Source organism: Streptomyces sp. A2-16, assembly GCF_018128905.1.
GTDB lineage: Bacteria > Actinomycetota > Actinomycetes > Streptomycetales > Streptomycetaceae > Streptomyces.
The window spans coordinates 2780067-2800438 of record NZ_CP063808.1; the positions used below are offsets into that span (position 1 = coordinate 2780067).

The 20372-nt window shown below is 72.3% G+C and carries 14 protein-coding genes; 9 read left to right on the top strand and 5 right to left on the bottom strand.

Annotated features, from left to right (window positions below):
- The first annotated feature begins 93 nt into the window (after window positions 1–93).
- From IOD14_RS12565 to IOD14_RS12585, 5 genes are all read left to right on the top strand, one after another.
- Window positions 94–3015, top strand: coding sequence for a DEAD/DEAH box helicase (locus tag IOD14_RS12565; RefSeq protein WP_212670271.1), 2922 nt, complete (start codon window positions 94–96; stop codon window positions 3013–3015).
- Window positions 3012–5663, top strand: coding sequence for an SWIM zinc finger family protein (locus IOD14_RS12570; protein ID WP_249125904.1), 2652 nt, complete (start codon window positions 3012–3014; stop codon window positions 5661–5663). Before IOD14_RS12565 ends, IOD14_RS12570 begins: the two co-directional genes overlap by 4 nt.
- Window positions 5664–5911: 248 nt before the next feature.
- The gene (locus IOD14_RS12575) at window positions 5912–7201 is read left to right on the top strand and encodes an alpha/beta fold hydrolase (RefSeq protein WP_212673259.1); all 1290 of its coding nucleotides are present in this window, start codon (window positions 5912–5914) and stop codon (window positions 7199–7201) included.
- 32 nt (window positions 7202–7233) lie between these two features.
- A complete protein-coding gene (locus IOD14_RS12580) occupies window positions 7234–7869 on the top strand; it encodes an MBL fold metallo-hydrolase (protein ID WP_123994480.1) in 636 nt (211 codons plus the stop codon).
- Between the two features lie 30 nt (window positions 7870–7899).
- Complete coding sequence (locus IOD14_RS12585; RefSeq protein ID WP_123994479.1) at window positions 7900–8679, top strand: exodeoxyribonuclease III; 780 nt, start codon at window positions 7900–7902, stop codon at window positions 8677–8679.
- Between the two features lie 13 nt (window positions 8680–8692).
- Here IOD14_RS12585 and IOD14_RS12590 read toward each other — a convergent pair whose 3' ends face one another.
- A complete protein-coding gene (locus IOD14_RS12590) occupies window positions 8693–10459 on the bottom strand; it encodes an SGNH/GDSL hydrolase family protein (protein WP_212670272.1) in 1767 nt (588 codons plus the stop codon).
- A gap of 152 nt (window positions 10460–10611) precedes the next feature.
- On the opposite strand from IOD14_RS12590, the gene IOD14_RS12595 reads away from it, so the two are divergent.
- Both IOD14_RS12595 and IOD14_RS12600 read left to right on the top strand, forming a co-directional pair.
- Window positions 10612–11019 (top strand): DUF6278 family protein, encoded by a 408-nt coding sequence (locus IOD14_RS12595; protein ID WP_123994477.1) that lies wholly within the window; start codon window positions 10612–10614, stop codon window positions 11017–11019.
- A 126-nt stretch (window positions 11020–11145) separates the two neighbouring features.
- Complete coding sequence (locus IOD14_RS12600; protein ID WP_123994476.1) at window positions 11146–11892, top strand: amino acid ABC transporter ATP-binding protein; 747 nt, start codon at window positions 11146–11148, stop codon at window positions 11890–11892.
- A 169-nt stretch (window positions 11893–12061) separates the two neighbouring features.
- On the opposite strand, the gene IOD14_RS12605 is transcribed toward IOD14_RS12600, so the two are convergent.
- Complete coding sequence (locus tag IOD14_RS12605) at window positions 12062–13627, bottom strand: CocE/NonD family hydrolase (RefSeq protein WP_212670273.1); 1566 nt, start codon at window positions 13625–13627, stop codon at window positions 12062–12064.
- A 116-nt stretch (window positions 13628–13743) separates the two neighbouring features.
- Window positions 13744–14505, bottom strand: coding sequence for a hypothetical protein (locus IOD14_RS12610; protein ID WP_174269407.1), 762 nt, complete (start codon window positions 14503–14505; stop codon window positions 13744–13746).
- 144 nt (window positions 14506–14649) lie between these two features.
- Between IOD14_RS12610 and ggt the strand changes: the two genes are divergently transcribed.
- On the top strand, window positions 14650–16446 hold the full coding sequence (gene ggt / locus IOD14_RS12615) for a gamma-glutamyltransferase (RefSeq protein ID WP_212670274.1): 1797 nt from the start codon (window positions 14650–14652) through the stop codon (window positions 16444–16446).
- Between the two features lie 6 nt (window positions 16447–16452).
- Here ggt and IOD14_RS12620 read toward each other — a convergent pair whose 3' ends face one another.
- Both IOD14_RS12620 and map read right to left on the bottom strand, forming a co-directional pair.
- Entirely contained in the window at window positions 16453–19014 is a 2562-nt protein-coding gene (locus tag IOD14_RS12620; protein WP_212670275.1) for an ATP-dependent Clp protease ATP-binding subunit, read from the bottom strand.
- A gap of 155 nt (window positions 19015–19169) precedes the next feature.
- Window positions 19170–19955, bottom strand: a complete 786-nt coding sequence (map, locus tag IOD14_RS12625; RefSeq protein WP_212670276.1) for a type I methionyl aminopeptidase — start codon at window positions 19953–19955, stop codon at window positions 19170–19172.
- A gap of 32 nt (window positions 19956–19987) precedes the next feature.
- Between map and IOD14_RS12630 the strand changes: the two genes are divergently transcribed.
- On the top strand, window positions 19988–20239 hold the full coding sequence (locus IOD14_RS12630; RefSeq protein ID WP_123994471.1) for a helix-turn-helix transcriptional regulator: 252 nt from the start codon (window positions 19988–19990) through the stop codon (window positions 20237–20239).
- Window positions 20240–20372 lie beyond the last annotated feature (133 nt).

Genomic DNA, 20372 nt, shown 5'->3' on the forward strand with positions numbered 1-20372 from the left:
CGGCCCGGCGCGGTCGTCGGAGCCGATTGTCAGACCCCGCCCGTAGAGTCGAAGACGAGTGATCCGACATGCGGGCGGGAGGTGACAGGACGTATGAGCGACCGGGCCCTGGTGGCCGAGCGCGGAGCTGAGCGGCAGGGGACGTCCGTCCCCGTCCGGCTCGCCGCCGTCTTCCTGCCCGCGCCGCTTCCCCGTGAGGGCCGGATCGCGTTCTGGGACCCCGAGGGCGCATCCCTGCCGACGGAGAGTTCCGGCACAGGCGCAGGTACAGGTACCAGCACTGGCGCCGGCACGGATCTCGACTCCGACCCGGACGCCGCGTCGCTCGAGAGCATCGAGCTCACCGTCGTACGACCACATGGAGCCGGAGTCCGTCGCCGGACCGCCCCCGCCCTCTCGCTCCCGGTCGCCGAGGCCCTGCCGCTGCTCGTGCGGGCCCGGCGCGATCCCGCCGCCCATCCCGCCACCGCCTGCTGGGGCGCGGCCGCCCTGCACGCCCTGCGGCTCACCGCCCGTGGCCGCCTGCTGCCCGGCCTCACCGCCGGCGGCCACGACGCCTGGCGGGCCGGCCCCCTCGACCCGGACGACATCGCCCACCTGCGCGCGGTCGCCGCCGCCCTGCCCCCCGAGGGCCACCCTGTTCCGCTGCCCGGCCCGGGCCCGCTGCTGCTGCCCGACCCGGAAGCCCTGATGCGCTCCTTCCTGGACGCCGTCGCCGACACCCTGCCCCGCACCCCCGCCGCCCCCTTCGCCTCCGGCAGGCCCTTCGCCGCCCGCGCCCCGCAGCGGCTGCCGCACGCCCAGGACTGGGCCGCTGAGGTCGCCGCCGGCATGGACGCGGGCGTGCGGATCTCGCTCCGCCTGGATCTGTCGGCGTACAACCTGTTCAACGCCGAGGCCGAAGGCGTGCGCAGCGCGGGCGCGGCGATCGTCCAGGTGCACAGCCTCGCCGACCCGACCCTGGTGACCGACGCGGCGGCCCTGTGGGCGGGGGAGTCCGACGCCGTCTTCGGGCCACGCGCACGCGTGGACGCGGCCCTTGCGGTGCGCCGCGCCGCGCGGGTATGGCCTCCGCTGGACCGGCTCTCCGAGCAGGACGTCCCCGACGTACTGGCCCTGTCCGACGAGGAGCTGGGCGACCTGCTCGGCGTCGCGGCGACCCGGCTCGCGACGGCGGGGGTGGCGGTGCACTGGCCGCGGGACCTGGCACAGGACCTCAGCGCGGCGGCGGTCGTACGACCCGCTCCGGGCTCGGCGACCGACGGCACCGGCTTCTTCGAGAGCGAGGAACTCCTGCAGTTCCGCTGGCAGTTGGCGCTCGGCGGCGACCCGCTCAGCGAGGCCGAGATGGACGAGCTGGCCGAGGCCCACCGTCCCGTCGTACGCCTCAGGGACCAGTGGGTACTGGTCGACCCCGCGCTCGTCCGCAAGGCCCGCAAACGCGAACTGGGCCTGCTCGACCCGGTCGACGCGCTCTCCGTGGCCCTGACCGGCAGCGCGGAGGTCGACGGCGAGACGGTGGAGGCGGTCCCGGTCGGCACCCTCGCCGCCCTGCGCGACCGTCTGACGGCCGGAGTGCGCCCCGCCGAACCGCCCGCCGGCCTGCACGCCACGCTCCGCGACTACCAACTGCGCGGCCTGGCCTGGCTGGACCTCATGACCTCCCTCGGCCTCGGCGGCTGCCTCGCCGACGACATGGGACTCGGCAAGACCATCACCGTCATCGCCCTGCACCTGCGCCGGGCGCGCCGCGAGCCCACCCTCGTGGTCTGCCCCGCGTCCCTGCTGGGCAACTGGCAGCGGGAGATCACCCGGTTCGCGCCGGGCGTCCCCGTCCGCCGCTTCCACGGCACCGAGCGCAGTCTGGACGACCTCGACGGCGGCTTCGTCCTCACCACGTACGGCACCATGCGGGCGGCGGCGGCAAGGCTGGCCGAACAGCGCTGGGGCATGGTCGTCGCGGACGAGGCCCAGCATGTGAAGAACCCGTACTCGGCGACCGCGAAGGCCCTGCGCACGATCCCGTCGCCCGCGCGCGTGGCGCTGACCGGCACCCCGGTCGAGAACAACCTCTCCGAACTGTGGGCCCTGCTCGACTGGACGACCCCCGGACTCCTCGGCCCGCTCAAGTCCTTCCGCGCCCGGCACGCGCGCGCGGTGGAGAACGGCGAGGACGAGGAGGCGGTGACCAGGCTGGCGCGGCTGGTGCGGCCCTTCCTCCTGCGCCGCAAGAAGTCCGACCCGGGCATCGTCCCCGAACTGCCGCCGAAGACCGAGACGGACCATCCGGTACCGCTCACCCGGGAACAGGCCTCGCTGTACGAGGCGGTGGTGCGGGAGTCGATGCTGGCGATCGAGACCGCGCAGGGCATCGCCCGCCGGGGCCTGGTCCTGAAGCTGCTGGGCGCGCTGAAGCAGATCTGCGACCACCCCGCGCTGTACCTGAAGGAGGAGGTCCCGTCGACGGCCGGTGAGCGACTGGTCGCCCGCTCCGGCAAACTGGCCCTGCTGGACGAGCTGTTGGACACCCTGCTGGCCGAGGACGGCTCGGCTCTCGTCTTCACGCAGTACGTGGGCATGGCCCGCCTGATCACCGCCCATCTCGCCGCCCGCGCGGTCCCGGTGGAGCTGCTGCACGGCGGGACGCCGGTGCCGGAGCGCGAGCGCATGGTGGACCGTTTCCAGAGCGGCGCCACCCCGGTCCTGGTGCTGTCCCTGAAGGCGGCGGGCACGGGCCTGAACCTCACCCGCGCGGGACACGTGGTCCACTTCGACCGCTGGTGGAACCCCGCCGTGGAGGAACAGGCCACCGACCGCGCCTACCGCATCGGCCAGACCCAGCCCGTCCAGGTCCACCGCCTCATCACCGAGGGCACGGTGGAGGACCGCATCGCAGAGATGCTCGAATCCAAGCGCGCCCTCGCCGACGCGATCCTCGGCTCCGGCGAGTCCGCCCTCACCGAACTCACCGACCGCGACCTGACCGACCTGGTCTCCCTCCGGAGGCCGTCATGACCCCGGGCCCCGCCGACGAGGCCCGCCGCGCCCTGCGGGCAGCACGGGAGCGGGCGAGCCGGGAGGCGACGGGGGACGCGGGCGGAGTCTCCGACGCCGGGAAGCCGCGGGAGAGCGCCGACTCCGCGGTGGACGGCGCCGACAGCTCGGTGGTGCCTGGGCCGGACAGTTCGGGGCCGCTGGAGGCGGGTGACGTGGGCGCGGGGGACGCGGGCAGAGTGACGGCTCCCGGCCCGGCCCGCGGGGAACCACAGGAGGCGGGTGAGTCCGCGACACCGAGCGACGCGGCCCGCGCGGCCCTACGAGAAGCCCGGCGAGCCGCGAGGGCGAGCGGTGTCGAGGGGTGGCCGGAGGCGGGTGCCGGTGGTGCCGCGTCTGGCGCCGTCGGTCCTGCCCGGTCCGGCGTTTCTGAGTCGGAGGGTGTCGCGGCGCGGCGGGCCGCGAGGGCGGGCGGTGTCGAGGGTCGGGCGCAGACGGGTGGCGGTGGTGCCGCGTCTGGCGCCGTCGGTCCTGCCCGGTCCGGCGTTTCTGAGTCGGAGGGTGTCGTGGCGCGGCGGGCCGCGAGCGCGGGCGGTGTCGAAGGACGGTCGGAGGGGGGTGCCGGTGGTGCCGCCTCCGATGCTGTCGGCCTCACTCAGTCCCGGCACGGTTCGAGCGCCGACGCGGCCGGTGCCACGGGCCGGAGCGACGAGGGCCCTGCCTCGACCGGCTCCGTCGAGTCCTCCGTCGAGTCCTCCGTCGAGTCCTCCGTCGAGTCCTCTGTCGGGTCCACGGGTGGAGAAACGGATCCCGGCGCCGATACGTCCACCCCCACCGCGGACGCCCGTGACACCGAGTCCCTGCGTCCCGGCCCACGCCCCGCCGATGCCGCGCGTGAAGCGCTGCGGGCGGCTCGGAAGAGGCGGGCGGACGCCGAGGCCGCGGAAGTGGAGGCCATCCTCACGCGTCGGCCCCGCAAGACGGGCCCGGCCGCGTCCCAGGACCGGAGCCGGACACCGGGCCCCACCGCCGGCGTACGGGCGCGTGACGTACGGGAGTTGCTGGCCGGCGCCTTCCGGATGCCCGACGACGTGGCCCCGCCGGAAGAGGAGCGCGAGGACAACGGAGGCACGCGGCAAGGAAGTTCCCCGCGTGAGACCCCCGCACCAAACGGCAGCGCCCTGAACAGCGACACGCTGGACCGATTCGACACGGCCGCACCGACCCCGACCGCCGAGCCCCCCACGCCCACCGGCCCCAGCCACCCGACCCCGACCGCCGAAGCCTCCGCGGGCACCGGCACCCCCTACTCGGCCACGCCCGGCGAGGCCCCCGCGGCGGCCGCCTCCCCCAAGCGCGCGCTCCCTCCGACCCCCGCCTCGCCCTCCCCCCGCCACCCCCACTCCATGGCCGCCCCCAACCGGGACAACGACCTGCGGCGCACCTTCGCCGCCTTCCCTCCCCGGACCTCCGAGGACGCCCGGTTCGCCGCGACCTGGTGGGGCAACGCCTGGGTCTCCGCGCTGGAAGAGGGCGCGCTGGACGCCAAGCGGCTCGCGCGGGGCCGGAGTTACGCCGAGCAGGGGCATGTCGACGCGATCACCGTGACGCCGGGACTGGTGCTCGCCTATGTGCAGGGCAGCCGCCCCCGGCCGTACCGCGTGCAGGTGCGGTTGCGGACGCTCGGCGAGGCCGACTGGGACCGGTTCCTGGACCTCGCCGCCGACAAGACCGGACACATCGCCGCACTGCTCGACAAGGAGATGCCGCAGGCGCTGGCCGAATGCGGAGTGCCGTTGCTCCCCGGTCCGGGCGATCTCGAACCGCAGTGCAGCTGCCCCGACCGCGGTCACCCCTGCAAGCACGCCGCCGCCCTCTGCTACCAGACGGCACGCCTGCTCGACGCCGACCCCTTCGTCCTGCTCCTGCTGCGCGGCCGGGGCGAACGCGAGCTCCTCGACGCCCTGTCCCGCCTGAGCGCGGCCCGCGCGGCCCGTGCCGCGCAGGAGCACGAACCGGCGCCTCTGCCCGGCGTACGGGCCAGTGAGGCCCTCGCGCCCCGCCGGCTCGCACCGCTTCCGGAGCCGTTGCCCGTCCCTGCGCACCCCGAGCAGCCCCCGGCGTACCCCGCCGCCCCGGGCGGCCCCGACCCCTTCGCCCTGGACCAGCTGGCCACCGACGCCGCCGCCCGCGCCCACACCCTGCTCGGTACCGGCCGCGACCCGGTCGGCGAACTCACCCTCTGGCAGGACGCGGTACGCCTCGCCGCCGCCCGCCCCGGATCCGGTCTCACCGCCGGTACCCGCGCCCTCTACGCCTCCCTCGCCTCCGCCACCGACCGCGCCCCGGCCGATCTGGCCCGCGCGGTCGCCGCCTGGAGGCAGGGCGGGCTCGAAGGACTCGCAGTCCTCGAAGAGCCCTGGGACCCACCGGCAGGCCGTTTCGACCGGGCCCGGCCGCTGCTCCTCGCCGCCGACCTCCCCGCCTTCCGCCCCTGGCGCAACCACCTCACCCACCCCCGCGGCCACCTCCAGCTCCGCCTCGGCCGCGACGGCCTGTGGTACGCCTACGAGTCCGAACCGGGCCACGACGACTGGTGGCCCCGCGGCACCCCCGACCTGGACCCGGTCGGCGCCCTCACCGGCCTCGGCACACCGACCGACCTCTGACCGCCGGACTTCTCCCCGACCGACTCAGGCCACCTGGCCTCGCACCGTGCCCGCCAACCCCACCGCCGGCCGGACAGCACCCGCCCACCCCCCGGCGCCGCACCCCCACACCCCCCCGACACCACCCTCCCGCCCCCGTGAAGGCCGTGTGAGAGTTCGCCGGTGATGTTCGGTAGCCAAGTGTGAGGAGTAGGGGCCAAGGGTTCGAAGGGTAAGAAAAGGCGGTTAGCGTGGGGGCCGTGAGTGAGATGCAGACCCCCGCCCTCCAGTACCGCTTCGACGGCCCGGACGACGCCCCGGTCCTCATCCTGGGGCCCTCGCTCGGGACCACCTGGCACATGTGGGACCGCCAGGTCCCGGACCTGGTCAAGCAGTGGCGCGTCTTCCGCTACGACCTGCCGGGACACGGCGGCGCCCCCGCCTACCCGGCGGGTTCCGTCCGCGACCTCACCGACCGGCTGCTCGCCACACTCGACCGGTTCGGCGTGCAGCGCTTCGGCTACGCGGGCTGCGCGCTCGGCGGGGCGGTCGGCATGGAGCTGGCCCTGCGCCACCCGGAGCGGCTCGCCTCCCTCGCGCTGATCGCCGCCTCGCCCCGCTTCGGCACGGCCGACGAGTTCCGCCAGCGCGGGGTGATCGTACGGACGAACGGCCTGGACCCGATCGCCCGTACGTCCCCGGAGCGCTGGTTCACCTCAGGGTTCGCCGCCGCCCAGCCCGCGATCACCGAGTGGGCCGTGCAGATGGTGCGCACCACGGACCCCGGCTGCTACATCGCGGCCTGCGAGGCGCTCGCCGCGTTCGACGTACGGGCCGAGCTCGCGAGCGTCGGGGTGCCGACCCTGGTCCTCGTCGGCTCCGACGACCAGGTCACCGGCCCGGCCGAGGCCCGCACGCTGGTCGCCGGCATCCCGGACGCCCGGCTCGCCGTCGTGCCCGGCGCCTCCCACCTGGTGCCCGTCGAGCAGCCCGCCGCCGTGACCGACCTGCTCGTCAGACACTTCTCCACCGCCTGGCAGCCCGCCTTCGACTCCACCACCGGCCAGACGGCGATCCCCACGGCCCCGGTCACGCCGGTCCTCACGTCGGCGCCGCCGCACCCCGTGCCGATCGCCGAGATCGCCCCCGCCGCCCCGGACCCCCAGGCGGCGGGCCGTGTCGATCCGTACGACGCCGGCATCAAGGTGCGCCGCGAAGTGCTCGGCGACGCGCACGTGGACGGGGTACTGGCGCAGGCCGACGACTTCTCGGGCGACTTCCAGGAACTCCTCACCCGCTACGCCTGGGGCGAGATCTGGGACCGGCCGGGGCTCGACCGCCGCTCCCGCAGCATCGCCACCCTCACCGCCCTGGTCGCGGGCGGACACCTGGACGAGCTCGCCTCCCACACCCGGGCCGCCCTGCGCAACGGCCTGACCCCCTCCGAGATCAAGGAAGTGCTGCTCCAGGCGGCCGTGTACTGCGGTGTCCCGGCGGCCAACAGCGCGTTCAAGGTGGCTCAGCAGGTCATCCGCGAGGAGACCACCCCCACCGAGTGAGCCGGGCGTCCCGCCCGGTGCAGGATGGACCCATGAAGCTCACGAAGATGTCGCACGCCTGTGTCCGGCTGGAGAAGGACGGACGGACGCTCGTCCTGGACCCCGGGGCCTTCAGCGAGGAGGACGCCGCCCTCGGCGCGGACGCGATCCTCGTCACGCACGAACACCCCGACCACTTCAGCGAGGAACGCCTGAGGGCGGCCCTGGACGCCAACCCGGCCGCCGAGATCTGGACGCTGAAGTCGGTCGCCGAGAAGATCGGGGCGGCCTTCCCGGGCCGCGTCCACACCGTCGGCCACGGCGACACCTTCACCGCCGCCGGCTTCGACGTCCAGGTCCACGGCGAACTGCACGCCGTGATCCACCCGGACATCCCGCGCATCACCAACGTCGGCTACCTCGTCGACGGCGGCCGGGTCTTCCACCCCGGCGACGCCCTCACCGTCCCCGACCACGCCGTCGAGACGCTGATGCTCCCCGTGATGGCGCCCTGGAGCAAGATCTCCGAGGTCATCGACTACGTCCGTGAGGTCGGGCCGCAGCGCGCCTACGACATCCACGACGCCCTGCTCACCGACCTCGCCCGCCCGATCTACGACAACCAGATCGGCGCCCTCGGCGGCGCGGAGCACCTGCGGCTGAAGCCGGGGGAGAGCACGGCTCTGTGAGTGTCAGTGCCGCCCGGTAGGTTGTCAGGCATGCGCATCGCGACCTGGAACGTCAACTCGATCACCGCCCGACTCCCGAGGCTGCTGGCCTGGCTGGAGAGCACCGGCACCGATGTGCTGTGCCTCCAGGAGGCCAAGCTGGCCGAGGAGCAGTTCCCGTTCGACCAGCTGCGCGAGGCGGGCTACGAGGCGGCGGTCAACGCGACGGGGCGGTGGAACGGAGTGGCGGTGATCTCCCGGCTCGGCATCGAGGACGTCGTCAAGGGCCTGCCCGGCGACCCCGGCTACGACGGCGCCCCGGAGCCCCGCGCGATCTCCGCGACCTGCGGCCCGGTCCGCGTCTGGTCGGTCTATGTGCCCAACGGCCGCGAGGTGGATCACCCGCACTACGCCTACAAGCTCCAGTGGTTCGAGGCCCTCAAGGCCGCCGTCGCCGGTGACGCGGCGGGCAGCCGCCCCTTCGCGGTCCTGGGCGACTACAACGTGGCGCCGACGGACGACGACGTCTACGACGTGGCCGCCTTCGAGGGCCTCACCCACGTCACCCCGGCCGAGCGCGCCGCCCTCGCCTCCCTGCGCGAGGCGGGCCTGTCGGACGTGGTCCCGCGCCCCCTGAAGTACGACCACCCGTTCACGTACTGGGACTACCGCCAGCTCTGCTTCCCCAAGAACCGCGGCATGCGCATCGACCTGGTGTACGGCAACGAACCTTTCGCGAAGGCCGTCACCGACGCGTACGTCGACCGCGAGGAGCGCAAGGGCAAGGGCGCGTCCGACCACGCGCCGGTCGTGGTCGACCTCGACGTCTAGGCCCGGCGCGGGCTCACAGCAGCGTCAGGTCCACCGACTCCGCGAGCGCGGCCAGCCCCGTGTCGCCCGGGTGGAGATGGTCCCCGCTGTCGAACCGCGGCAGCAGGCGCGAGGGGGCGGCCGGATCGCGCAGCACCAGGTCGAAGTCCAGCACGCCGTCGAAGACTCCGGAGGCCCGGGTCCATGCGTTGATCGCGGCCCGCTCGGCGTCGACGGCGGCCGTGCACCGCGCCTCGCCCCCGCAGGGCAGGATCGTCGCCGCGAGCATCCGCAGCCCCCGCGCATGGCCCCGCTCCGCGAGCTCCCGCAGCCCCGCGACGACCTGCTGCGCGGACGCACCCCACCGCACGTCGTTCACGCCCTGGAACACCACGGCCGTACGCACCGACGGCTGGGCGAGCACATCCCGGTCGAAGCGGTGCAGCGCGCTCACCCCCTGGGTGTTCGCGGAGACACCGTCACCGGGATACCCGTCTTCGGCCACACGGTTTCCTGAGATCCCCTGGTTGAGCACTCCATAGTGCGGAACCGTGTTCTGCTCCCGCAGCCGGGCGGCCAGTACGTCCGGCCACCGCCGGTTCGCGTCCGTCGTGGACTTCGTGCCGTCCGTGATCGAGTCCCCGAGCAGCACCACGGTCCCCGGCCCCCCGCCCACGTCCACACCGGCCAGCAGCGGCCAACTCGTGAGGACCGAGGTGTACGGCGTTCCGGAGCCGTCCGCCGTGTGGTCGCCGGGCTCGCTCACGTACGACCGCTGCACCGCGAGCCGGTGCACCGGAGCCGCCGTCACCGTCCCCGGCAGATGGAAGCTCACCAGCAGCTCGGCCCCCGCGGGCACCTCGAAGCCGAGCGGATCGCTGAACGCCTGCGCCCCGGCCGGGATCTCCGCACCGGGCACACCCCCGAAAGCCACCGCCATCGGAGCCCCGCGCGCCGCCGCCCCTGCGGCCCGGACCGCCACGCTCGCACTCCCGATCCGCACCGGCGCCGCCGCGAAGGTGTTGTCGAACCGCAGCCGCACCCGGGGCCCGCCCGCCGAGGTGTGCACCACGAGCCGCAGCGTGCGGTCGCGCCATGGACCCACGGTCGGGAAACCGGAGGCCGAGGCCGCCCAACTCCCGGTCCACCCGGCTCCGTCGGCGCGCACGGACAGCGCGAACACATGCAGCCCGGGTGCGCGCGGCAGCCGTACCGACACCACTTCGCGGTCCTGCGCCAGTGGCACCGTCACGACGTACAGCCGTGCCGACTCGGCGAGTTGACCCGTGGGCGTGTTCACATGGGGGAGGGCCACCGCCTTCGTGGCGAGCGGGCCCCGGCGCCAGTCGGGGGCCGTCACCCGGTACGTCGATCGGCCGCCGTCCGCGTAGGCCACGGTCCCCGGGCCGCCGACCGGCGCACCGCCCGTGCCTGTCACCAGGAAGGCGAGCGCGTTCCCGCGGCCGTGCACGCGCACCTTCTGTCCGGCGGCGCGCACATTGTCGTGGGTGCCCGCCCGCCGGGCCGGCCAAGTCAGCGCGGCCCCCTGCACGGTGAGGGTGCGGCCCGGTGTCCAGCCGGCGGCCGTCAGGTCCTGTGCCGACAGCGAGGCACCCGAGCCGTCGAGGTCCGCCTCGCCGGGCCGGGCGTCGTCGCTGACCGCGGTGTTGTCGAAGAGCCGCTCCAGCGGCAGCGGCTTTCCCCTCTCGCCGGAGGAGGCCACCCCCACCGCGGCCGTGCCCGGTGCGAGGGCCGCGACCACAGCGAGGACCACCGCACCGCTTCGGACCCGTGGGTGCACAGCCGACTCCTCCTGCTCACGAGTGACGAAAGGCGCATCGTGAAGCTAAGGAGACATTCGTGGCACGTCAACGCGCCATGCGCGAAGTCGACCGGAAACGACGGTCCGCGCGCCTGTGGTGCACGCGGCCGGGTGAGTGACACGCTGGGCGTATGAAGATCCCTTTTCTGGGCGGCCGGGGAGAGAAGCCGGGGACCCGCGACCCCGAGGGCATTGCCGAACTCCTCTCCGAGTGTGAGCTGCTGCGCTCCCACGCCTCCCGTTCGGGTGTCCAACTGGACGACACGGCCGCCTCGTTGGAGGCGATCGACCAGCTGGTGCCGGGCTGGCGGGACGACGAGGAGATCCTGCTCTGGCTCGGCAACGACGCCGGGCTCTACCTCGGCACGGTCATCGTGCGGACCGTCCCCGGGGCGGCCTGGGATCTGCGCCCGGACGGCCAGCCCGTGATCCGGCTGGAATCCGGCCGCGAGTTCGACGTCGTGACCGCGGGCCACGAGTGGGCCGCGAGCGGGGTGCCCGAGCTGTCCCAGCTCTATGCCGAGGTTGCCGAGGAGTGAATCCATGGCCGTAAGCGCGACGTAAATACGGCTAATGACCGAAAAGTGCGTGTCGTTCCGCGAGGGCGATCTTGCCTCGATAGGTTGCGGCAACCACGACACAGCTGAGAGTGAGTAGGGCTGGGCATGGCCGTCGTCGATCCGTTGATCGAACTGCGTGACGTCAACAAGTACTACGGGGAGCTGCATGTCCTGCAGGACATCAACCTCACCGTCGGCAAGGGGGAGGTGGTCGTGGTCATCGGCCCTTCGGGGTCGGGCAAGTCCACGCTCTGCAGGACGATCAACCGCCTGGAGACCATCAAGTCCGGGTCCATCGCACTCGACGGACAGCCGCTGCCCGAGGAGGGCAAGGCCCTCGCGAAGCTGCGTGCCGAGGTCGGCATGGTCTTCCAGTCCTTCAACCTGTTCGCCCACAAGACGGTTCTGCAGAACATCTCGCTGGGCCAGGTCAAGGTCCGCGGACGCAAGAAGGGCGAGGCGGACCGGCGTTCCCGTGAACTCCTCGACCGGGTGGGCCTCGCCGACCAGGCCGACAAGTACCCGGCCCAGCTCTCCGGCGGTCAGCAGCAGCGCGTGGCCATCGCCCGTGCCCTCGCCATGGAGCCCAAGGCCCTGCTCTTCGACGAGCCCACCTCGGCCCTCGACCCGGAGATGATCAACGAGGTCCTCGAGGTCATGCGCCAGCTGGCCCGGGAGGGCATGACCATGGTCGTCGTCACCCATGAGATGGGCTTCGCCCGCTCGGCCGCCAACCGCGTGGTGTTCATGGCCGACGGCCGCATCGTCGAGGACCGGGCCCCCGACGACTTCTTCACCAACCCGGACAGCGAGCGCGCAAGGGACTTCCTCTCCAAGATCCTCAAGCACTGAGAGGAGCGCGGCCATGTCCTCGAACCTCGACTACGATGGTCCGCTCATCCCCACGACGATGGCGAACGATCCCCCAGGGACGCTGCTGCCGGGTGGGGATCCCCCCACGGCCCTTGAACCGTAGGGGGCAGCGGTCACAGAGCCATACCCGCCCGGCGCCGGCCGGAGATCACTGCTCGCGCAGCGGAATCGACACGTACGACGGGTCGTTCGACGGCGAGGAGAAGGTCAGCTGAGCGCCGGACGGGTTGTGCTCGATGTAGAGCGGGTCGACCGTGTCGACCACCAGGGCCAGCCGATGCCCTGCCGGGACGTCGTAGGCCGTGGAGAACAGGTCCAGGTCGACGCCGAACGGCTTGCCGGGCGTCTGCCCGTGGAAGGTGTACGGCGCGTTGGAGACCAGCTTGCCGAGGCCGAGCGGCCCCACGTCGTAGAGGTAGGCGACGAGGGTGCCGCTCTCCTTGGTGGGGGTGACGGTGGTGTGCAACTTCGCGGTGCCGCGCACCCGTTGCGCGGTCGGGTACTTCTCCGACTGCCATACGGCGGCCCAGCGGCGCGGCAGCAGGGGGATCGAGGCGACCGGGGGAGCCTGGGCGATCTGGTCGAGGATGCTCGACAGGAAGACGATGCCGCCGTCCGCGCCCGAGTCGACGTTGGTGTGGATCGTGGTCGTGCCCGAGAGGGCGATCTTCTTGCGGTCGGCGCTCACCGACTTCCAGTCCGGGTAGTCCTCGTAGCCGCCCGTGGAACGGGGCTTGAGCCGGACAGGCTCCTCGCGGTCGATCCCGTTGTCCACGCCTTTGAGGTAGTGGTCGAACCAGCGCCCGGTGTCGGTCCAGACGTCGTTGGGCAGGCCGAACAGGCCGGTGAGTTCGGCCGTGGCGTGGTCGCCGGGGCGCAGTTCCAGTCTCTTGGGGCCGGTCAGCTTCTCGTAGAAGTCCGCGTACTGGTTGGGTGCGAACACCGTGTCGCCCCACGCGTTGGCCATCATGACCGCCGTGCCGTTCTGGTTGAGTTGGTCCACGTATGTGGCGGCAGAACGTTTCTTCCCCCAGTCGATCATCTCCTGCTCCTTCGACAGGTTCGACGCGTAGAAGTTGTCGAAGATCTGCCGGACTTCGGCGCTCTGGCGGCCGGTGACCAGGCTGGCGCCGTCCAGCACGGCCCCGGCCTGGACGTGCTGGGTGCGGCCGGAGTAGATCGAGTCGATCAGGTCGGCCCAGCCGCTGAGGGCCGCAACCGCCTTGACGCGCTTGTCCTTTGCGGCGGCGAGCAGGCTGATGCCGGCGCCGTACGAGACCCCCGCCATGCCGATGTGCTGTGCGTCCGCGGGGGTGTTGGCGAGGGTCCAGTCGATGACCTTGGAGGCGTCGGCGGTGTCGGCAGGGCCCGCGACGTCTATCTCCCCGCCCGACTGCCAGAAGCCGCGCACGTTGTAACTGACCACGATGTAGCCGGAGTTCGCGAGCTTCTGGGCCTGGGCGAGGTACTCGACCTGGGGCAGGCCCCAGCTGGTGGGCAGGACGAGCAGCGGGTAGCGCCGGGTGCCGTCGGAACCGGCGGGCGTGACGACGTTCGCCTTGAGGACGGTTCCGCCGTCACCGGCGATGTCGACGAAGCGGACGGCGTCGGCCGCCTGGGCGGTGGGGGCGAGTCCGAGGGCGCTACCGGCGATCAGAGTCGCGGAGACGGCGCCCACGGTGGTCGTACGCAGGGCCTTGCGAGGGTGTCCCACGGGTCACTCCCTACTCGTGTCAATGCAAAGTGACCAGACGGTAACCTCGACGCTTTACCGGAGGTAACCCGTCGGTAAGTTACGTGGGAGTAACGATTGTTGTGGTGTGAATCAAGTCAGGAGGCGCGGTGCGAGTTGCGTGGAGCCGCGACCGTCGGCAACGGCGTCTGGGCCGCGCGGGTCACGTCCGCGACCAGTTCGGCGACATCCGGCCCGTACGCGTGCGAGTTGACCACCTTCAGCAGGAGGACGAAGGAGTTGTCGCCGTACTTGCGCGCCAGCCGCTCGTGGTTGCGTGCCAGATAGCGGGTCGCGGCCTGGTTGGTGATGGCCGTCTGGCCGCAGAACAGGAAGACGGGCCGGCTCTGATCGGGCTGCCCGGCGGTGAGGCGGGCGAGCAGGACGTACTCGGCGACCCCCTTCTCCAGGAGGTAGCGCTCGCTGCCGATCTGGTACGTCATCCGGACCGGGCCCGGTTCCGACGGGTCGACCTTCACCAGCACCCCGGGGAGCATGGCGGCGATGTGCGCCATCATGCGCCGGTTCGACGTGGGGCCGCCTACGCAGAACTCCGTGCGCTCCCCGAAGCCCTGACGGGCCGCGTCCTGGGTGATGACCTCGGCGTGCGCGCCGCAGTCCTTGATGAGGGCGGAGAGTTCGAGCAGCGCGAACACGTCGTACCGGTGCACCGATAGTTCGGTGCTGCCCGCGTCCCGGTTCACGACCAGCAGGGACTCGGAGTTGTCCGGCAGCCCGAAGAAGGCCTGCTTGCGGCGGAGCTTGCGCCTCCACAGGTACGTCCGGGCGAGCCAGCCGAGCGTCGCGCTGATGCCCGCCGCCACCACACCCAGGACGATGTTGCGCACGTCGTCTGTCATGTGCGCGCATGCTAGCGGGCCGACACGACTCCTACGTACCGGTGTTCGAAGTGTGGCATTCGCATGACACCTGACCCGAAGAGGGCTGTCGGGGCCACGGGGATGTGGTTACGCTGCGCGGACGGTCCTGGACTGGAGGTACGGATGCGTCGCCCTGTCGCACGGAAACTGTCGGTCCTGGCGGTTTCGGCCGCCGTGGTGTCGGTGGGGGCGGCAGCACCGCCGCACGCCACCTCGACACCCGAGAAAGTACCCGTCGCCGTCGGCTACGGCGGCGCCGTCTCCAGCGTCGACGCGGACGCCTCCGCCGCCGGCATCGAGGTCCTGCGCAAGGGCGGCAACGCGGTCGACGCGGCCGTCGCCACCGCCGCCGCGCTCGGCGTCACCGAGCCGTACTCCTCCGGCATCGGCGGAGGCGGCTACTTCGTCTACTACGACGCCAAGTCCCGTACGGTCCACACGATCGACGGCCGCGAGACGGCACCCCTGACCGCCGGCTCCGACCTGTTCCTGGAGAACGGCAAGCCGCTCGCCTTCGCCGACGCCGTCAGCAGCGGACTGAGCGTCGGCACCCCGGGCACACCGGCCACCTGGGCCACCGCACTCGACGAGTGGGGCAGCAGATCGCTCGGCACCGTCCTCAAGCCCGCCGAGCGGATCGCCCGGGACGGGTTCACGGTCGACGACACCTTCCGCTCGCAGACCGCGTCCAACGAGACACGCTTCCGGTACTTCCCGGACACGGCGAAGCTGTTCCTGCCCGGCGGTCAGCTGCCGGTCGTCGGCTCCACCTTCAAGAACCCCGACCTCGCCCGCACGTATGCGGAGTTGGGCCGCAAGGGCGTCGGCGCGATCTACCGCGGCCGCCTCGGCGACGAGATCGTCGACACCGTGAACCACCCGCCCGTGGACCCGGGGTCGGGATGGAACGCGCGGCCGGGGCAGCTGTCCGAGAAGGACCTTGCGGCCTACCGGGCCGAGCTCCAGAAGCCGACCAAGACCTCCTACCGCGGGCTCGGCGTCTACTCGATCGCGCCCTCCTCCTCCGGCGGGACGACGGTCGGTGAGGCCCTCAACATCCTTGAGAACACCGACCTTTCGAAGGCCAGTGAGGTCCAGTACCTGCACCACTACATCGAGGCCAGCCGGATCGCGTTCGCGGACCGGGGGCGCTGGGTCGGCGACCCGGCCTTCGAGGACGTACCCACGAAGGGGCTGCTGTCACAGCGGTTCGCCGACTCGCGCGCCTGCCTGATCAAGGACGACGCGGTCCTCGCGAGCCCGCTGGCGCCGGGGGACCCGCGGCATCCCGCGGCATGCTCGGACCGGGGCACGGCGGCCCCGACGACGTACGAGGGCGAGAACACCACGCATCTGACGGTGGCCGACAAATGGGGGAACGTCGTCGCCTACACGCTGACCATCGAGCAGACCGGCGGCAGCGGGATCACCGTTCCCGGGCGTGGGTTCATCCTCAACAACGAGCTGACCGACTTCTCCTTCGCTCCGGCGAACCCGGCCGTCCACGACCCGAACCTGCCGGGACCCGGCAAGCGGCCGCGGTCCTCCATCTCCCCGACGATCGTGCTCGACGGGCACAACAAGCCTGTGGTGGCGCTGGGTTCACCCGGCGGGGCGACCATCATCACCACCGTCCTGCAGGTGCTGACCGAGTTCGTGGACCGCGGACTGCCGCTGGTGGACGCGATCGCCGCGCCCCGGGCGAGTCAGCGCAACGCCGCGCAGACCGAGCTGGAGCCGGGGCTGTACAGCAGTGGGGTGCGGTCGCAGCTGGAGGCGATCGGGCACTCGTTCAAGGTGAATCCGGAGATCGGGGCGGCCACCGGAGTGCAGCGGTTGCCGGGTGGCAAGTGGCTGGCGGCGGCCGAGACCGTGCGGCGGGGCGGGGGGTCCGCGCAAGTGGTGCACCCCGCGCCGTAGTCGTCCTCAGCCGGGCGGGGGCTGGTCCTGCGGTTCCCCGCCCCCCTGAGGAGTCCGTGTGAACGTCAGGCTGCCTGCCGCCACGTCCACCGTCACCGTGTCGCCCTCTGCGACCGTGCCGTCCAGCAGGAGGCGGGACAGCTCGTTGTCCACCTCCCGCTGGATCGTGCGGCGCAGGGGGCGGGCGCCGTACTCCGGCTGGTAGCCGCGCTCCGCCAGCCAGTCCACCGCGCTGTCCGTGAAGGTGACGGTGATGCCCTGGGCCCGGAGCAGGCGGCGGGTGCTCTCCAGCAACAGCTTGGTGATCTCGCGCAGTTGCTCTCCCGTGAGCTGACGGAAGACGACCACCTCGTCGATGCGGTTCAGGAACTCCGGGCGGAAGTGCTCGCGCAGGGGACGCAGAATCCGTTCCCGTCGGGCCTCCTCGTCCGCGTCGGCGCCGCCGGGACCGAAACCGATGCCCGCGCCCCGCCGGGTGATCGCATCCGAGCCGAGGTTGCTCGTCATCACGATCACCGTGTTGGTGAAGTCGACCGTGCGGCCCTGGGAGTCGGTGAGCCGTCCGTCGTCGAGGACCTGCAGGAGGATGTTGAAGACGTCCGGGTGCGCCTTCTCCACCTCGTCGAGCAGGAGCAGCGAGTACGGGTGCCTGCGCACCACCTCGGTCAGCTGGCCCGCCTCCTCGTGGCCCACGTATCCGGGCGGGGCGCCGACCAGGCGGCTGACCGTGTGGCGCTCCTGGTACTCGCTCATGTCCAGGCGGACCATGCGGTCCTCGCTGCCGAACAGGGACTCGGCGAGGGCGCGGGCCAGTTCGGTCTTGCCGACTCCGGTCGGGCCGAGGAAGAGGAAGCTGCCGATCGGGCGGTTCGGGCTGGCGAGGCCCGCACGGGAGCGCAGCACGGCGTCCGAGACGACCCGTACGGCCTCGTCCTGGCCGACCACGCGCTCGTGCAGGTGGTTCTCCAGGCCGAGCAGCCGGTCCTTCTCCTCCTCGGTGAGACTGCTGACCGGGATGCCGGTGAGGCGGGAGAGCACTTCGGCGACGGCCTCCGCGGTGACCTCCAGGTGCTGGCCCTCGTCGGCCTCGTCGCCCCCTGACGCCTCGCCCATCCGCTGCTTCAACTCGGCGATGCGGTCCCGCAGTTGGGTGGCCTTCTCGTACTGTTCGTCGGCCACCGCCTGGTCCTTGTCGTGGGTCAGCTGCTCGACCTCGCGCTCCAGGGCCCGTACGTCCGTGCCCTTCGTGCGGGCGCGCAGTCGTACCCGCGCTCCTGCCTGGTCGATGAGATCGATCGCCTTGTCCGGCAGACGGCGGTCGGAGAGATAGCGGTCGGACAGCTCCACGGCGGCCACCAGCGCCTCGTCGGTGTAGCGGACCTGGTGGTGGGCCTCGTAGCGGTCGCGCAGCCCGCGCAGGATCTCGATCGCGTCGGCCACGGTGGGCTCCGGGACCAGGATCGGCTGGAAGCGGCGGGCCAGGGCCGCGTCCTTCTCGATCCGGCGGAACTCCCCCAGCGTGGTCGCGCCCACGATGTGCAGTTCGCCGCGGGCCAGGGCGGGCTTGAGGATGTTGCCTGCGTCCATCGAGCCGCCCTCGCCGCCCCCGCCCGCGCCGACGACCGTGTGCAGCTCGTCGATGAAGACGATCAGCCGGTCGGAGTTGTCGCGGATCTCGCCCACGATGGTCGTCAGGCGCTCCTCGAAGTCGCCCCGGTAGCGGGTGCCGGCGACCACCCCGGTCAGGTCGAGCGCGAAGAGCCGGCGTCCGATCAGCACATCCGGCACGTCCCCGTCGACGATCCGCTGGGCCAGCCCCTCCACGACGGCGGTCTTGCCGACGCCCGCGTCACCGATGAGCACCGGGTTGTTCTTGCCGCGCCGGGACAGCACCTCGATGGTCTGCTCGATCTCCTCGTCCCGGCCGATCACAGGGTCGATACGGCCCTGGCGGGCCAGGTCGGTGAGATCGCGGCCGTACTTGTCGAGAGTGGGCGTGCCCGTGCCCCGGGGTGCCTCGCCGCGGGGTTCCCCGGTGTCCGGGGCCGCCTCGGGAGGCAGTCCGGCGGGGGAGAACCGGGTCGAGTTGAGGATGTGCCCGGCCGCCGAGTCGGGGTTGGCGGCCAGGGCGCTGAGCACGTGCTCCGGGCCGATGTAACCGGCGCCCCGGGCCCGGGCCAGCTCGTGGGCGTCCAGCAGGGCGCGCTTGGCGGCCGGGGTGAGGGACAGCGAGGTGGGTGGCGGGGCCTCCTCCGGCTGGTGCTGGACGGGGCCGGAGCGTTCGTCGATCTCCGAGGCGAGCGAGTCGGGATCGGCGCCCGCCCGGCTCAGCAGCGTCCGGGTCGGCTCGGCCGCGAGGGCGGCCCGCAGCAGATGCTGGGTGTCCAGATCCCGGCTGCCGTGCTCGGCGGCGTACTGCGCGGCGCCCCGCACCAGCTCCCGGGCCGGCCGGCTCAACAACTGGCCGATGTTGATCTGCCGGGGACCGGTGCGCGGTCCGCCGAAGAAACGGGCGAGGAACTCTCCGAAGGCGTCATAGCCTTCCTGTCCGCTGAAACCGCTGGTCATGGCGTTCCCATCCGGCATCCCCGCGCGGTCGGGGACAACCTCGCTGATCGACGTGCCGGGGTCGGGTAACCCGGGTGCCAGCCGGTTACACCTTCGCACGGATGGGGGAGCGGGGCACTTTCAGCGCTCCCCGAGGCTCCCCGAGCGCGCGATGATCAGGAACGCACACTCGCTCGGCGCGCGGTCAGGACGCGGGGTCCGGCGTCAGTGATCGCCACCGTGTGCTCCACGTGCGCCGCCCGCGAACCGTCGTTCGTCCTCAGCGTCCAGCCGTCCGGCGCCGCGTGGTACTCGTCGGTGCCGCCGGCGATGAGCATCGGCTCGAGCGCGAGCACCATGCCGTGCCGCAGGGCCAACCCCCGCCCCGGGCGCCCTTCGTTCGGCACCGGCGGGTCCTCGTGCATACGGCGGCCGATGCCGTGTCCGCCGAAGTCGTCCATGATTCCGTAGCCGCCGGCCCGGCACACCGTGCCGATCGCGTGCGCGATGTCCCCGATGCGGTTGCCCACGACCGCGGCCGCGATCCCGGCCGCCAGCGCCCGCTCCGCGGTCTCGATCAGCCGTGTGTCCCCGGGGCGCGGCTCGCCCACCGTGAAGCTGATCGCCGAGTCGCCCGCCCAGCCGTCGAGTTGGGCGCCGCAGTCGATCGAGACGAGGTCCCCGTCGCGCAGCCGGTAGCCGGTCGGGATGCCGTGCACGATCGCGTCGTTCACGGAGGCGCAGACGACGGCGGGGAAGGGAGTGGTGGCGAAGGTGGGGCGATACCCGAGGAAGGGTGAGGACGCCCCCGCCTCCCGCAGCACCTCCCGCGCCACCTCGTCCAGCTCCAGCAGGGAAACGCCCACGTCAGCGGCCTTCTGTACGGCGGTCAGGGCGCGCCCGACCACCTGTCCCGCCTCGTACATGGCATCGATCGATGTGTCCGTCTTCAGCTCCACCATGCCAATTACTATACCGGTATTAGAATGGGGTCATGGTGCGCACCCCTCTCACTCCCGAAGAACGCGAACGCGGCGAGCGGCTCGGCCGGCTGCTGCGCGAGGCCCGCGGCGGCCGCAGCATGACGGAGGTCGCGGCGACCGCCGGGATCTCCGCGGAGACCCTCCGGAAGATCGAGACCGGGCGGGCTCCGACCCCGGCGTTCTTCACGGTGGCCGCGCTCGCCCGGGCGCTCGGGCTGTCCATGGACGAGCTGGCCGGACTGTGCGAGTTGGCGGGTGTGTGACGGGAGTTCGCTCACCGGCCGGGACCCGGACATGAGGCTCCTGCTGCTCCTTTGAAAACTGTCCGTAGCCCGTTCGTAACACTGCTGGTGTTGCCTTACGGACCGGAGTGCTCCGGTCTAACGGGAGTTGAGC

Excerpts from the sequence above, each read along its gene's own strand:
- IOD14_RS12565 (WP_212670271.1), top strand. The coding sequence starts at position 94 with ATGAGCGACCGGGCCCTGGTGGCCGAGCGCGGAGCTGAGCGGCAGGGG.
- IOD14_RS12570 (WP_249125904.1), top strand. The coding sequence starts at position 3,012 with ATGACCCCGGGCCCCGCCGACGAGGCCCGCCGCGCCCTGCGGGCAGCA.
- IOD14_RS12575 (WP_212673259.1), top strand. The coding sequence starts at position 5,912 with ATGCAGACCCCCGCCCTCCAGTACCGCTTCGACGGCCCGGACGACGCC.
- IOD14_RS12580 (WP_123994480.1), top strand. The coding sequence starts at position 7,234 with ATGAAGCTCACGAAGATGTCGCACGCCTGTGTCCGGCTGGAGAAGGAC.
- IOD14_RS12585 (WP_123994479.1), top strand. The coding sequence starts at position 7,900 with ATGCGCATCGCGACCTGGAACGTCAACTCGATCACCGCCCGACTCCCG.
- IOD14_RS12595 (WP_123994477.1), top strand. The coding sequence starts at position 10,612 with ATGAAGATCCCTTTTCTGGGCGGCCGGGGAGAGAAGCCGGGGACCCGC.
- IOD14_RS12600 (WP_123994476.1), top strand. The coding sequence starts at position 11,146 with ATGGCCGTCGTCGATCCGTTGATCGAACTGCGTGACGTCAACAAGTAC.
- IOD14_RS12610 (WP_174269407.1), bottom strand. The coding sequence starts at position 14,505 with ATGACAGACGACGTGCGCAACATCGTCCTGGGTGTGGTGGCGGCGGGC.
- ggt (WP_212670274.1), top strand. The coding sequence starts at position 14,650 with ATGCGTCGCCCTGTCGCACGGAAACTGTCGGTCCTGGCGGTTTCGGCC.
- IOD14_RS12620 (WP_212670275.1), bottom strand. The coding sequence starts at position 19,014 with ATGACCAGCGGTTTCAGCGGACAGGAAGGCTATGACGCCTTCGGAGAG.
- map (WP_212670276.1), bottom strand. The coding sequence starts at position 19,955 with ATGGTGGAGCTGAAGACGGACACATCGATCGATGCCATGTACGAGGCG.
- IOD14_RS12630 (WP_123994471.1), top strand. The coding sequence starts at position 19,988 with ATGGTGCGCACCCCTCTCACTCCCGAAGAACGCGAACGCGGCGAGCGG.